This window comes from Thermostichus sp. MS-CIW-36, from assembly GCF_054059035.1.
In genome coordinates, this window is sequence record NZ_JBSSBR010000002.1 from 116,571 (window position 1) to 130,243 (window position 13,673).

Genomic DNA, 13,673 nt, shown 5'->3' on the forward strand with positions numbered 1-13,673 from the left:
TTCTTGAGTACATTGCTTCGGTTACCGCCGCCAGCCTGTGTGAAGTAGCTTGGGCAGCCAATCTGTGAAAATCCGGCAGATGCTTGGTCACTTCCTGGGTCGATCCTAACCAGCTGGTTGGCGAGGCCAGGGCGAGAATGCCGCCCATTTCTCGGGGTTGAAGGGCAGACCGGTTACGGATCTCCGTACCTGCAGCAGCCTTGCTTTCGGTGCCGCTTGGGGTATGGCCTGGGTTGGCAGCTATTGGCAACTCTTGGGGGACTGCTGCCAGGCTAGCTCTGGATAAGCTGCAGCGCCTCCAGGCCGCGGTTCACAACGGTTGCGGCCAGGGGCAGGTAGCCCATCTCCTCGGCCAGGGCTTGTCCTTCGGTAAGGGCCCAGCGGAGCACAGCTTGCAGGGCGGCGGCCATGGCGGGATCCGAGTACCGGCGGTAGGTCAGGATCCAGGTGTAGGTGACGATGGGATACGCTCCAGGGCCAGCGGGATCCGGCACAAAAGCCCGCAGGTTTTCCGGCAGCTCAATTTCGCTCAAGGCCAGGGCCGAGGCTTCCGGGGAGGGGAGAATGAACTCGCCGCGGCGGTTCTGCAGAGCCGCCACCGACAGATCCAGCTCGCGGGCATAGACCGACTCCACGTAGCCGATCACCCCTTCGCTGAGAAGCATTTGGGCGCTCATGCCCTCGTTGCCTTTCACCCCAATGCCCACCGGCCACTCTAGCGACATGCCAACACCGATTTCTGAGGCCCAAGCCGGATCGATGGCCGCCAGGTGGCGGGTAAAGGTATCGGTGGTGCCGCTGCCATCGGAGCGGTAGCAGACGGTGATGGGCAGATCGGGAATGGTTAGCTCCGGGTTCAGGGCCAGGATCTCCGGATCCCGCCACTGGTCGATTTGGCCGCGAAAGATCTTCACCAAAACGGGTCGAGACAGCTTGAGTCCAGAAGGGATCCCCGGCAGGTTGTAGCCTACGGCAATGCTGCCTGCGGTCATCGGGATCATGACCACACCCCGCTTCACCTCGGCGATCTCGGCATCGGTCATGGCCACATCACTGGCGGCAAAGTCCACTGTCTGGTCAATAAATTGCCGGATCCCGGCGGCGCTGCCCACCGGTTGGAAATTGATCTCCACCTTGGGATCCACCTGGCGGTAATCGGAAAACCAGCGCAAGTAAAGAGGAGCCGGAAAGGTGGCCCCGGCTCCGTTGATCAGCAAAACTTTGTCGGAGGACTGGCTGCCGGAGGCAGGAACGGGATCCCTGCCGCTGGGTTGGTCAGAACGGGATCCCCTTTGGCAGGCGCTCAAGGTAGCGCTGGTGGCCAATAAAGAAAGCAACACTTCTCGGCGACGGAAGCGGGGCAGTTGAGCCATGGTTCAGGTTCTCCGAGGTCACCGCCCCAATCCTTGTCTTGCCTGCGGGGCCCTGTCAAGGGTTGCCGGCGAGAGCTCTTGGGATCCCGTGCGTGGCCCACTTTCCCCAGGTGGCTGTCTTTCCCTCTGCGCCATCCCCGTATTCCTCGCTACGCTTCCCAGCAAAAGTCGGGATCCGACCCAAGCTCAGAAAGGAGAGACGGAAAACGGAGAATTCAAGAGGAAAACAAAGAAAAACAGCGCAAACAAGAGATTGAGCGAGATGACTTCTGCGGCAGTTGCACAGAGATCCTCAAGCCAAAGCCTTGTCTGGCAAGGCTTAGCGGTTTTTGGGCCTGAGTCCCCCCGCACCAGAAAAATCTTGACATATTCTGGAATAAGGCAATATATTGTGGATTCTGTGCAGAAATCCTGCGCTGTTCACATCTCGGTATCTGGGGGACTACTATGCCGACTTTGACTCGTTCTCCCTGGACACTGCGAGACAGCGAAAAGCTCTATCGCATCTCAGGTTGGGGGGATCCCTACTTCCGTATCAACGCCGCCGGTCATGTGGAGGTGACCCCACAGGGCTTACAGCAGCAGGAACCGGGCATTGACCTGTACCACTTGGTGATGGATCTGGTGGCGCGGGGCCTGCAGTTGCCCCTCTTGATTCGCTTTCCCGAGATCGTGGCCGACCGCATGCGGCAAATTTGCGAGAGCTTTCAGCAGGCCATCCAGCGCTTTGGATACCCCAACGTCTATCGGGGGGTCTATCCCGTCAAGGTGAACCAGCAGCGCCACCTGGTGGAGGAAGTGGTGAAACACGGTCGTGCCTACCACTTTGGCCTGGAGGCGGGATCCAAGCCGGAGCTGTTGATTGCCCTAGCTTTGCTGGATACTCCCGGGGCTTTGTTGATCTGCAACGGCTACAAAGACCGGGATTTTATGGAGACGGCTCTCTTGGCCCAGCGGCTGGGGCGCACACCCATCATCGTTTTGGAGCGGCTGCAAGAGCTGGAGCTGGTGCTGGAGGCTGCCGACCAACTGGGCATCGACCCCATCTTGGGGGTACGGGCCAAGCTCTCCGCCCAGGGCAGTGGACGCTGGGGCACCTCGGCTGGGGATCGGGCTAAGTTCGGCCTCACGGCCACCGAGATTTTGCAAGTGGTGGAACGGCTGCGGGAAGCGGGCAAGCTGCATTGTCTACGCCTGTTGCACTACCACATCGGCTCCCAGATCTCGATGGTGAGCGTGCATGGACGGGCCGTGCGGGAGGCCAGCCAAATCTACATCGAGCTGGTCAAGCTGGGGGCCCCCATGGGCTACCTGGATATCGGCGGCGGCTTGGGGGTCGATTACGACGGATCCCAGTCCCCCAATCCTTTTTCCCAGAGCTACAGCATGGAGGACTACGCCGCCACCGTGGTGCAGACCGTGCTGACCGCCCTAGAACCCCACGGGATCCAGCCGCCGGTACTGGTGACCGAAAGCGGACGCGCCCTCATGTCCCACCAGTCGGTGCTGGTGTTTGACGTGCAAGATGTCAACGCTGCCAGCCCCTACCCGATGCCCACCCAGCTCACTTCCGATGCGGAGGTGATCCAGAAGCTAAACCAGCTCTACTACCAAATCCAGCCCGATACTCTGGTGGTCAACTATCGCCGTTGTCAGGAGCTGAAGGAGGCCGCCCTGCGTCAGTTCACCGAGGGATCCCTCAGCCTGCAGGAGCGAGCTGAAGTGGAGCGGCTGTTCTGGAACTGCTCCGACAAGATCTGCACCTTGGCCTACGAGCAGCACCAAGCAGGGCACCCTGTGGCAGTGGATCTCCTGGATCTGGACGAAATGTTGGCCAGCATCTACTACGGCAATTTCTCCCTGTTCCAATCCCTGCCGGATAGCTGGGCCATCGACCAGGTATTCCCCATCATGCCGATTCATCGTTTGGATGAGGAGCCACGCCAATGGGCTACCCTGGCCGATCTCACCTGCGACAGCGACGGCAAGATCAACCGCTTCTTCGGCGAAGATGGGCAGATCACCTCGGTCTTGCCGCTGCACGACCCCAACGGGCATCCCTACCTACTGGGGGTGTTTCTGGGGGGTGCCTACCAGGAGATCCTAGGGGATCTGCACAACCTGTTTGGCGATACCAACGCGGTGCATATTCGCTCCCGCCCCGGCGGCTACCAAGTTTCCCAAGTCATCAAGGGGGACACCATCGGCGAGGTGCTGAGCTGGGTGCAGTACAACAGCGAAGATCTGGTGGAGACCCTCCACCACGCCACCGAGACCGCCCTGCAGCGAGGGCAGATCACGCTGGATCAAGCCCGCGCCTTGCAGCAGCACTTTGAAGACAATCTGCGGGCCTACACCTACTTGCAGTAAACTACCCGACTCCGACCGCTAAGCGGTACGGAGCGGGCTTTCAGTAGCCCTGAGCCTGTTCTGCTCTACCAGAGAACAAAACAAGCCCGGACCTCTAGGCTGGTTTACGACAGCCCCCAAGAGCGCAATTACGTTTGCACCATTCAAGTCCGCATCTCCTTCCCATCCACAGTGCCCACACTTGAACGACTTGCCACTGCGGTAGGATTGCGCAGGATCGGGATGGATGTGTAAACACTTGTGACAGGTCTGCGACGTGTAAGCAGGCGGCACAAGAACCAGAGAAACCCCTGCAACCCTCGCCTTGTATTCCAGAAATTGACGTAGTTGGTAGAACGCCCAACTGTTGGTCCTACGCCGCTCGGCTTTGCTGCGTGGCTGTTGATTGACTCTTTTCCGGATCCCTGTCAGGTCTTCCAGAGCAATAGCGCTGTTGGTAGCCTTTGCCCTGGAGACAATAGCTTTGGAGATGCGATGATTGACCCACACTTGAAAGCGCCTCTCCTTGCCAGACAGCCGTTGCAGCAGTTGACGGCATCTGCGCCGCGAACTGCGGGTGCCCTTACTGGCTTTGCGTTGGAGTGCCGCCCTCAACCGGGAGTAGTGGTCTCGGACTCTGTTCAACTGCTGTCCATTCCAGTTGTCCCCTTCTGAGGTATGAGCGATATCCGTCCTGCCCAAATCCACCCCGATCACCTTGTCGGTATCTTGTTGCTTGGGTGGTTTTTTCTCTACGCAAATCTGGATGTAGTAGGCGCCGTCCTTCCGCTGGACTAGGGTGGCCGATTTGGGGTTAGAGCCAGCCAGCATTCCCCTCTGGTAGTTACCAATGGCTAGCTCAAAGCGTTCTCTCCCTTCAACCGTGGTCAGCGACACCGTCCAGTCTTTTTGACGGAACGAAAAGATGCGAGCGTCGTAGGTAACAAAGCCGCTCTTAAACTCCTTGACGGGACGCTTTTTCTGCTTAGCCACTTTGCGGGAACCCGCTACCCGTCTGCACACCTGTTGAGCCAAGTTACTGGACAAGCCAAACCGGGCTCGAATCTCGTAGTAGCAAAGGGATTGCAGCTTGACCGCGTTGACGATCTTCTCCGGCGTGTTCTGGTTGACCCAATTCAAGGCTTGGCCAAAAGCCTCCAAAGTCGCGTCCAATTTGGCGGCTTGCGACTGGGCTACCTTGAGCTTGCAGGAGACGGTCAGGACTTGGGTCATGGTTCTATTGTAACCTCGCATTCCTCCCGGCACTGACCCTACGTGTACAGTGCGGGGCTCCTGCGATTTCCAGCTGACTCTATAGAAAAGAAGATGGGAATTTCATGAATGCTAGAAAGGGATCCCCCGCTCGCTGCGACTTCACAGCCCCCAGGCCCTAAACAAAAAAAGACTGGCAGTGTGAGGTCTACCAGTCTGAGTCAGTTCCCTGTGAGTGAGCTGATGCCGTCGTTGCCAACGTCTTCAACCCGATTCCCAGTTTGTGTTGCTTTTTGCCATTTCGAAGTGATTCAGATCACTTGAAACTTGAGGAGCCCGCAGCTTTGGCAAGCACTCCTGTCCTGATTTCTTCGTACAGGGATCCCCCATCCCCACCCCTATGAACCCTGAGGCGACAAAGAGAGCATGCCTCTAACCCCCAAAACCCTGAACTTTGCTGAATTTACTGAGCTTTAGGCGGTTTGGCAAAAGTCATTGAGAGGGATATAGTAGACCAAGTTTCCCCCCTGATCCTTGAGTCCACCGCAACGGTTGCCGGGAAGTGAAGGGGGAAAGCGCTCGGGGGGTATTCCTCAGGGCTTTGCGGGATACCGCCTTCCTGCTTGGACTCCGTCCCGCTAACGCGAACAGAGATAGGCAGGATGCGATCGCTTCTTTCCTGAACCATGTTCAGGAGAGTTCAGCGTGAATGTATCAGCATCTCAAAACCAGTCAAAACAAAGGCAACTGCTCCTCTTCTGCTGAGGCAGGGCTTGAAGCTCCCGGCTCCTCCCAGTTGGGATCCCAGTCCTGCAAGGGATCCGCATATTCCTCCAACAACTGACGGGCGGCGGCCAGCAAATCGTTGTGCAAGGGGGCCAGATCGCTGCGGTTGGCCAAATACTGCTCCAGAGCCGTCAGGGGCTCAAGTCGGCTGGGATCCCATCCCGGCAGACGGATGCGGCTGGGGCTGACCACTTCTGGGGCGATGGTGTAGCTAAAAGCAGGGGCAAGAGCGTTGTGCAGAGCCCGCTCATCAATGCACTCTAGCTGGTCGGGCCGTATGCGGTAGATCAACCGCAGGATGGAGCCGGCCACGGGGGCCTTGGCGATGGCGGCCAGCAGCTTGGACTGCGCCTGCTGGGGTGGATCTGCGCTCAGATCCAGGCGAATGGTGTGAAAGGTACGGGTTGGCAGGGGCAAAAATTCATAGCTGGCCCCCGTAGGGGTGACTTCCACCAGCACACAGCCTTTTTCCTCTTTTTCTTCGCCAAAATCCACCCGCTCAATGCTGCCGGGATAGAGCATCAAGGGATCCCGACACAGCACCTGGTGACGGTGTACATGCCCCAAGGCAACATATTGATAGGCAGGCCGAGCCAGCAGCGAAAGGGGCACCGTAAATCCTCTGCCCACCGAAAGATGGCGTTCTGCTCCGTAGCGGGCTGTCTCCACCATGACGTGAGCCAGCAAAATCGCCGGGATCCCTGGCTGCAGGGTGCGGATCTCCCCTTCTAGGGCTAGGCGGAGGCGCTGCAGGAGCTGATGCGCGAGGATTTCCCCTTCAAGCGCCAAGCTTTCCTGTTGGGCGAGTAGAGCAGAGCAACTCAGCCAAGGTAAAGTGGTCACCTGCACCGGGCCACCGCGAGTTTCGATCCGATGAGTTTCCAGTCTGTCCCCCACAATAAAGCCTGAGACCCCCAAAGCGCGGTAGATAGCCAGGCTGTTGCCTCCCTGTCCCTGCCCGTACTGATCGTGGTTGCCCACCAACAGGACGGTTGGGATCCCTGCATCGGCCAGGCGGCGAAACTGTTGGGCAAAAAGCTCTTGATGGAGAGGGGGGGGTGTCGCATCGGGGAAAGCATCGCCCCCAAACAACACCAGATCCACCGCTTGGTTGAGAGCATGGTCAATGCACAAGCGCAAAGAAGCTACAAAATCTTCCAAACGGGTATTCAGGCCGGTAGCTGGGTTAATGTGGCCGTAGGCAAGACCACTACCCAGATGAATGTCGGAAAGATGTAGCAACCTTACCATCTTGGGCGCTCTTGGAGACTTTGCAGCTCTCCCATCTGTTGGGATAAACCTTGCCGTTCGCGTTAGCGGGACGGAGTCCTTTGGTTGTCCAGAATGGCAAACCCAGGGTTGAACAATCTTTGCTTAGGCTTGGCGGCGGGGCCTGGCTCGATCCAAACGCAGAGGCCGGCCCATGAATTCCTGCCCGTTCGCGCTCTCGATGGCTTCGTCCTCCTCAGCTTCGGTTGCCAGATCCACAAACGCGAAGCCTCGTGTCTGACCTGTCTCTCGGTCTATCGGGATTGTAACCGACTTAACGTTCCACCTCTGCTGGAAGAAAGCTTTCAGTTCTTCTGTTGAGGCTTTATAGTTTAGGTTCCCCACAAAAATGGTCATGGCAATTCAAGCAAAGTAAGTCACCAATCAGCAAGGGTGGCAACAAAGCTCCAGAGTACTTCACTTCTATCATGGAGCCTTGCTAAGTCGCACAACGTGAAAGGATGTAAAGGGATCCCTGCCGGAAAATCTTCCCCCTTCCCCATCCAAAATGCACCTTTGTCCAACTTGACGGGCCTGTACTTTTCTGCCACTGGGTTGAGGTTCTCTGCCCTCGCCTCGGCCAAGCTCCCTTCCGGCACGTCGAGATCCGGCATCTTGTCACGTTGTTGCGATTTGTTAAGATATGTATTATCCTGCTTGCACTACCTGGCCAGATCTGCGCTGTTGGAACTCTTTGCAGACCTCTCTACCTGAGCACCCTGAGGTGATAATGATGGATGAAACGCTAGAGCTCTCTTTGGAGCAGCAATTTCGCCAGCGGGCTTTCGAGACCTTGGTTTCTCGGATGAGCCCCGAGCAGGCCAAGGACATTTTGGTCAAACTGCACAAGCAAATGCTGTTGCAGGAGGCCACTTACCGCCAACTGCTGCGTCATTCCCTCAGCGCCTGATGCACGCCCTTTCGCTTCCCACCTGGTGGATTCACGTTGCCAGTGTTTTGGAGTGGATCGCTGCTGTTGTTCTCGTGTGGCAATTTGGGGAGCGAGTGGGCCGGCCCGAATGGCGAGGTCTAAGCTGGGCGATGCTGCCTGCTTTGTTAGGGGCGATGTGCGCGATCACCTGGCACTGGTTTGACAACGACCCCAAGTTAGACTGGGTGGTGACTGCACAGGCCAGCTTCACCTTGCTGGGCAACTGTACCCTGGCTTGGGCTGCCTACCGCATTTGGCGAGCTGAGAGAGCCGACGAGCCTGCACAGGAGGGGGATCCCGACTAGGCGATGAACAGTTTATTTGCCCTTTCTTTGTTCCCCTACCTGGTCTTTTTATTCTTCCTGTCGCGGCTGCGCCGGATCCCACGTTTGGCCTTGGTTGGATTTTGGCTGCTGTTGCTTTTTGTGGCCGTCAGCATCCCGGCAGGGCTGTACGCTCAGATGCACTACGGCACTTCCCTGGCCAATGTGGATCCCTTGCATGGAGGGGCAGAGGCTTTTCTCACCCTCTCCAATATTTTGGTGGCCTTGGGCTTTAAGCAGGGAATTGACCAACAGGCCCAACGACTTCCAGAGGCTGGCGACGGCAACCCTGAGCCATGATCATCCCAAACAAGCCTCTACCCCCTCTCCAAAGGGAGAGGAGAGCTAGGCAACAATGGTTTCAGCACAACCGGGACTGAATGTAGAATGGGGATCCAGGCCTAATACCTGCTGTTATTCTGTGAGATCTGCCGGATGGTGGCTACCCTTTCTGTTGCCGTTCCCAAAGTGAAGCTGAAGCATCCGCCCCTGCACATTTATCGCATGGGGGACAAGGTGCTGCGGCAGCCGGCCAAGCGCATCAGCCAGGTCAACGACGAGATCCGCCAGCTTGCCCGGGACATGCTGCAGACCATGTACAGCTTTGATGGGATTGGTCTGGCGGCTCCGCAGGTTGGCATTCCCAAGCGCATGATTGTGGTGGATCTTTATCCCGATAAGCCGGAGGTGCCACCGCTGGTGCTGATCAACCCGGAGATCCGGGAGTACATTGGCGAGGCCGTTGCCGGGCAGGAGGGTTGTCTAAGCATTCCGGGGGTGTTTTGCGAGGTCGTGCGCCCAGAAGGGATTGTGGTTTCGTTCAAGGATGAAACGGGGCGGCCCCGCACCTTTCGAGCGGACGATTTGCTGGCGCGGGTGATCCAGCACGAAATCGACCACCTCAACGGCGTGTTGTTTGTGGATCACGTGGAAAACGAGCTGGTGCTGGATCAAGAGCTGCGCAAACACGGCTTCCAGATGCAGGATGTGCAACGCAAAGGCAAGCCCTCTGCTGCCCCCCGCTGAAGCCTTGCTAGATGAGTGTCAGTTTAGTGGTTTAGTCTAGTGTTGCAAGCGCTGGGCCAAGAGCTGCTCTTCCAGAGCGGCAATGCGGTTGTAGGCAGCGGTTAACTGGGCACTCAGGCGCTGTATTTGGGCTTCGGGGGCCAGCTCATGCCCCATGCTGCGGTTGCTCACCACGGTGGGTTCATCATCCAGCAGGAAGTTGTGGCTGCCATCTTCCACCAAGTCTGAGATTAGAACGCTGTAACGGGAGGGGGCGGGGGTGTTTTTTTTGGCTTCCTGGGTAGCCAGGAGAACAGCCACCACCTGCTCGGGCATCCGCTCGATGGCAGCTTTTAGCTCCTGTATTTGCGACTCCAGACGCTCAAGGTAGTGCTGCACTGCTTCGCTCATAGCTGCCCCAGTTTTCGACTACCTTCATTGAAAAAGGCAAATTTCGGATCCCCTCTTCTTCCCCCAGATCATTTAACGATTGCTTCCGGGAGGTGTTCCCCGAAACTCCTGGGTTCTCTCACAAGCCACAATTGAGGTGTGCATTTTCCGGAGATTTTGGTTTTCCGGTCATCCATTTCCGAAGCAAAAAGCTGTGCAGATGCAGGATGCTGTTCAGGGATCCCGACCGCGGGGCTATACCTTGCCCGTTTTCGCCGTTGCCTCGGCCAGGGCTGCTCTTCACCACCTTCTGGGGATCCCTTTGGAGAAGGAAGGGGGGCGCTTGGTTGTTGCGGTGCAGGCTGAGCCCCAGTCCCTTGAGGCTCGGATCCACATCCCGGTGGAGCAGGTAGCTGCCTTGGAGAAGACAACAGCTCTGGCCATTACCCGCTCGGATCCCGGCCCCCACCTGGATCTCACCCGCGACACGCCGGTCTGGGCTTGGGTGAGGTTGGAGGAGAGGGATCCCGAGGATCCCCCCTTGATCTTGGAAGCCGGGGAAGGGCTGGGGCGACGCACCGATGGCAGCCCGGCCATTTATGCCTATGCCCGCCGTTTGTTTGAGATCAATCTTTTGCCCGGGATCCCAGAGGGCTGCCGCCTGCGGGTGCGCATCATTTTGCCGGAAGGAAAGCTGCTGGCCGAGCGCACCTCCAATGCCGCTTTTGGGGTGCTGGAAGGGCTGGCCCTGTTGGGAACGCGGGCGGAGGTGGAGCCTTCCTCAAGTGTTGAGAGCTTAGAGCAAGCCCGCCAAGAGCTGCAACAAAAGTTGGAGCGGCACAAGCATTTGATCTTTTGCGTGGGCAGCCATGGGCAGCAAGTGGCGCTGCGGCAAGGGATCCCGGAAGACCAGATCCTGCGAGTAGCCAATTGGATAGGGCCGTTGCTGGTGGAAGCGGCGCTGCGGGGGGCGGAGTCCATTCATTTGATCGGCTACCACGGCAAGCTGATCAAGCTGGCAGGGGGGATCTTCACCACTTCCAGCCACGTGGCCGATGCCCGCTTGGAAATTCTGGCGGCAGCCCTGATCCGGCGTGGGGGAACGGCAGAACAGGCACGGCAAGTGCTGGAGTTGCGGACAGTAGAGGCAGCGGTGCACCATCTGGATGGCCTTGGCTGGGCAGCACCCGTGATGCAGGAGTTGGCTCGCCAAATCCTGGAGCGAGCCACAGGCTATGTGCAAAAGTATGCCGGTCGATCCCTGCTGTTGGCGGTGACGTTGTTCGACCGACAGGGGCAAATCTGCGCCCAGGTGGGGATCCCATAATGAGGTCATTTCGATTGAGACGAGGACATTGCAATCCCCCCGGATCCTCAACCATTTTTCTCCCGAAGTGTCTTAAGCGCTCCGTGCCGCCAAAGGCAACCACCCCCGGCTCCTCTCCCTTTAGTCCGTGCTCCAAAAATCAATCCCTCTGCTCGAAACCCGCTGAGCAACGGCGGATCCCGGCCAAGACCACATAGGAGAGCGTTACGGCTGAGGAAGCAGATCCACTTTCCCAGCCACTGCCAATCAGACTCAGGTTGGCACTAGGATCCCACACCTAGTTCCCGGAGATGTTGACACTATCCACCCGCCAGCGAGTGGCCGAGCCGGAAGCTGTACCAGAAGAGCGATAGCGGAAGGCAATGTAAACACGGTTGGAAGGCTGGATCCCAGCCAGAGAAATCGGGCCGGAGTCGACGAAGCTGCCCGTAGAGAGAGTGGGAATCGTCAGAGCAGTCCAAGTGGCTGCATTCACTGCCGCTGGAGTGCCTGCACCGCTGTAGTTGGTGGAGTAAAGAACGCTTAGTTGTTGCGAAGGAGGAAGGCCGTTATCGCTAAAAGAACTCTGATTGCGGAAGGTCAGAACTGGGTTGCTGACGGAAGCCAGGTTCAGAGGAGGAGTGATCAGCCAGTCATTACCCGGTTGCTGACCGTTGAAAGCGTTGGCCTCGGCAAGGGAGTTGACACAACGCCAGGAACGACTGGTGTCGCCGTCCACATCCACAATCTGCCAGCCGGCTGGAGCAGGGTTGCAGTTATCAAAGCCTTCTGTCAAAGGCAGGTTAACGGAAGGAGGAGTTGGTGTCGGTGTGGGCGTCGGTGTCGGTGTTGGGGCCGGAGTCAGGTTCAAGCCAACGAGCACCGGATCGTGGTCGGAAGAGCGGAAGGGATCGCTGGCGTAGAAGAGGCTCTGCTGAGAGGGACTCTTGAAGCTCAGGGTGTAGTCCAAGCTCACGGGCTCATCAGCGTTGATGTGCCACTTAGCTGAGCCTGTAACTTGGGGTCTCAGACTGCTGTTGGCCAGGGCATGATCCAGGGATCCCCACTGTCCTTGGAAGCTAAAGGAGTAGCTGTTGGAGCCATTGAGGTTGATGAACCCGCCCGCCTCCAGAGTTTTGATCGGATCCTCCATAGCGTAGGAGTTGAGATCCCCCATAATCAACACATCCGGATCGGTGGAGCCAGTTGGATTGGTGGCGAGCCAGCTCAAGAGTTGCTGAGCGGCCCGGGTGCGGTTGCCGTTGCAATTGCCTTGGAAGGGATCGTTGTCAATAGGATCGCAGGGAGAAACCTTGGACTTGAAGTGGTTGACCACAACAGTGAAGGTGGCGTTGTTGCTCCGCTGCCGGAAGGTTACAGCCAGAGGAGGACGATGGAAGCGTCCGGGGCCTTGGGTGAATTCCCCTGTGTCCAGGAAGGCCGGGTTAGTGCCGGGGGCAATTTCAACCGTAGCTGGCTTGTAGATAAAGCCGTTGGTGATGGCATCGCCGCCCAGGTTGGGCACTCCAACATTCACAAAGGCGTAGGTTCCTGCCCCCATGACCTGGTTGAGCCCGTTCACCAAATCCTGAATGGAACTATTCGAACCGTATCCATCGTTTTCTAACTCGTTGAGGCCTACGATATCGGCATCCATGCGGCGAATAGCCTCGATGAGCTTATCCCGCTGGCGGGTGAACTCGGTGGCGTTGCTGGCTCCCTGACAGGAGGAGTTATTGGGGAAGCAGGCGTTGCCGAAGGTGTTGAAGTAGTTGAACAGGTTAAAGCTAGCTACCCTCAGGGAGCCCCCTACTGAGGGTGGGTTTTGCGGGCGAGGGTTGGTGGCTGTAAACCTGGGCAAGTTGTTGGGATCATTGGGGTGGATACGGTAGTCAATGGTCGCATCCACATCGCCACTGACATTCCGGCCTCGCAACTGGGTCATGATCCCGGTGATGTTGCTGACGCGATCGCCGCCGCGCACAGTGTTAGCCGCGCTCAGGCCACCCGGAGTGGGGTAGATAACCGGATCTGGGTTTTGGGTGAGCAGCCGGTCATCAATGCGAATCCGCTTTCGGTCGTTTTCCGCTTGAATGGCAGCTGCCTGGCTGGGAGCCGCAATTTGCGTAGGAGTGAACAACCGCTCTGTGGCCACACTCAGCTCCCCGTGGCGTCCCAGCAAGAAGGAGTCGGTTACAAACAGGGGCTGATTTCCAAATGTGACCAGCATTCCTTCCAGAGCTTCCCTTTGCTCCGCAGTCAGCGGTAGAGAGATCTGCACTGGGGCCGGCAACGGATTGTCAGAGCTACAGACAGTAAAGCTGGTGACGTTGGAGAGCTGGGTTTGCTGGCGGAACTCAGCAACCGTTCCGGTCACCTGAACCCTATCCCCAAGCCTGACGTTATTAGCTGTGCCACTGAAAACGAAGATGCCATCTGATGTGGCGGGATTCCCGTCACCATCATCTTGTAGGTAGTAGCCCTGGAGATAGGTTTGGCCAGCCACCCCCTCATTTTCAAAGTCTCCTACTACGATTCCAGAAACCGTGACTGTTTGGTTCACCAGGGGGGAAGTGAAGCCAGTGCCCTGGACAGTGCCAACTGGGATCAGGTTGGCGTTGGGATCACAGCCTCCCGGCGTGGGCGTCGGTGTTGGCGTGGCTGTGGGTGTTGAAGTCGGGGTCGGTGTGGGCACAGGTGTAAGTATTGGCAAAAGAGTTCTTCTGGAG

General features: G+C 57.8%; 12 protein-coding genes. 6 read left to right on the plus strand and 6 right to left on the minus strand.

The features are described from left to right. Window positions 1-272: 272 nt before the first annotated feature. Window positions 273-1,373: a phosphate ABC transporter substrate-binding protein PstS gene (pstS, locus tag ACVWVQ_RS01900; protein ID WP_457506589.1), complete on the minus strand. Its 1,101-nt coding sequence runs from the start codon at window positions 1,371-1,373 to the stop codon at window positions 273-275. A 447-nt stretch (window positions 1,374-1,820) separates the two neighbouring features. On the opposite strand from pstS, the gene speA reads away from it, so the two are divergent. Continuing rightward, window positions 1,821-3,743 carry a biosynthetic arginine decarboxylase gene (gene speA, locus ACVWVQ_RS01905; RefSeq protein WP_457506591.1) on the plus strand — a complete coding sequence of 641 codons (1,923 nt, stop codon included), beginning with the start codon at window positions 1,821-1,823 and terminating at the stop codon, window positions 3,741-3,743. Window positions 3,744-3,761: 18 nt separating this feature from the next. Here speA and ACVWVQ_RS01910 read toward each other — a convergent pair whose 3' ends face one another. The 3 genes from ACVWVQ_RS01910 to ACVWVQ_RS01920 form a co-directional block, all read right to left on the minus strand. Then, complete coding sequence (locus ACVWVQ_RS01910; RefSeq protein ID WP_457506593.1) at window positions 3,762-4,955, minus strand: RNA-guided endonuclease InsQ/TnpB family protein; 1,194 nt, start codon at window positions 4,953-4,955, stop codon at window positions 3,762-3,764. Window positions 4,956-5,666: 711 nt separating this feature from the next. Then, entirely contained in the window at window positions 5,667-6,971 is a 1,305-nt protein-coding gene (locus ACVWVQ_RS01915) for a metallophosphoesterase family protein (protein ID WP_414399101.1), read from the minus strand. A 123-nt stretch (window positions 6,972-7,094) separates the two neighbouring features. Further along, window positions 7,095-7,346, minus strand: coding sequence for an RNA recognition motif domain-containing protein (locus ACVWVQ_RS01920; RefSeq protein ID WP_011434316.1), 252 nt, complete (start codon window positions 7,344-7,346; stop codon window positions 7,095-7,097). A gap of 376 nt (window positions 7,347-7,722) precedes the next feature. On the opposite strand from ACVWVQ_RS01920, the gene ACVWVQ_RS01925 reads away from it, so the two are divergent. The 4 genes from ACVWVQ_RS01925 (at window position 7,723) to def (ending at window position 9,269) form a co-directional block, all read left to right on the plus strand. Then, the gene (locus ACVWVQ_RS01925; RefSeq protein WP_041437678.1) at window positions 7,723-7,899 is read left to right on the plus strand and encodes an NblA/ycf18 family protein; all 177 of its coding nucleotides are present in this window, start codon (window positions 7,723-7,725) and stop codon (window positions 7,897-7,899) included. Then, a complete protein-coding gene (locus tag ACVWVQ_RS01930) occupies window positions 7,899-8,225 on the plus strand; it encodes a DUF2499 domain-containing protein (RefSeq protein WP_457506594.1) in 327 nt (108 codons plus the stop codon). Before ACVWVQ_RS01925 ends, ACVWVQ_RS01930 begins: the two co-directional genes overlap by 1 nt. A 3-nt stretch (window positions 8,226-8,228) precedes the next feature. After that, a complete protein-coding gene (locus ACVWVQ_RS01935) occupies window positions 8,229-8,543 on the plus strand; it encodes a DUF3593 domain-containing protein (RefSeq protein ID WP_011434312.1) in 315 nt (104 codons plus the stop codon). 135 nt (window positions 8,544-8,678) lie between these two features. Next, a complete protein-coding gene (def, locus tag ACVWVQ_RS01940) occupies window positions 8,679-9,269 on the plus strand; it encodes a peptide deformylase (RefSeq protein WP_414330519.1) in 591 nt (196 codons plus the stop codon). A 36-nt stretch (window positions 9,270-9,305) separates the two neighbouring features. Here the strand turns inward: def and ACVWVQ_RS01945 are convergent, their stop codons facing one another. Beyond that, entirely contained in the window at window positions 9,306-9,659 is a 354-nt protein-coding gene (locus ACVWVQ_RS01945; RefSeq protein WP_414350209.1) for a hypothetical protein, read from the minus strand. A gap of 199 nt (window positions 9,660-9,858) precedes the next feature. Here ACVWVQ_RS01945 and cbiD point away from each other — a divergent pair, with 199 nt between their 5' ends. Next, entirely contained in the window at window positions 9,859-10,965 is a 1,107-nt protein-coding gene (cbiD, locus tag ACVWVQ_RS01950) for a cobalt-precorrin-5B (C(1))-methyltransferase CbiD (protein WP_457506597.1), read from the plus strand. Between the two features lie 277 nt (window positions 10,966-11,242). Here the strand turns inward: cbiD and ACVWVQ_RS01955 are convergent, their stop codons facing one another. After that, window positions 11,243-13,639 (minus strand): ExeM/NucH family extracellular endonuclease, encoded by a 2,397-nt coding sequence (locus tag ACVWVQ_RS01955; protein ID WP_457506599.1) that lies wholly within the window; start codon window positions 13,637-13,639, stop codon window positions 11,243-11,245. Window positions 13,640-13,673: the final 34 nt, after the last annotated feature.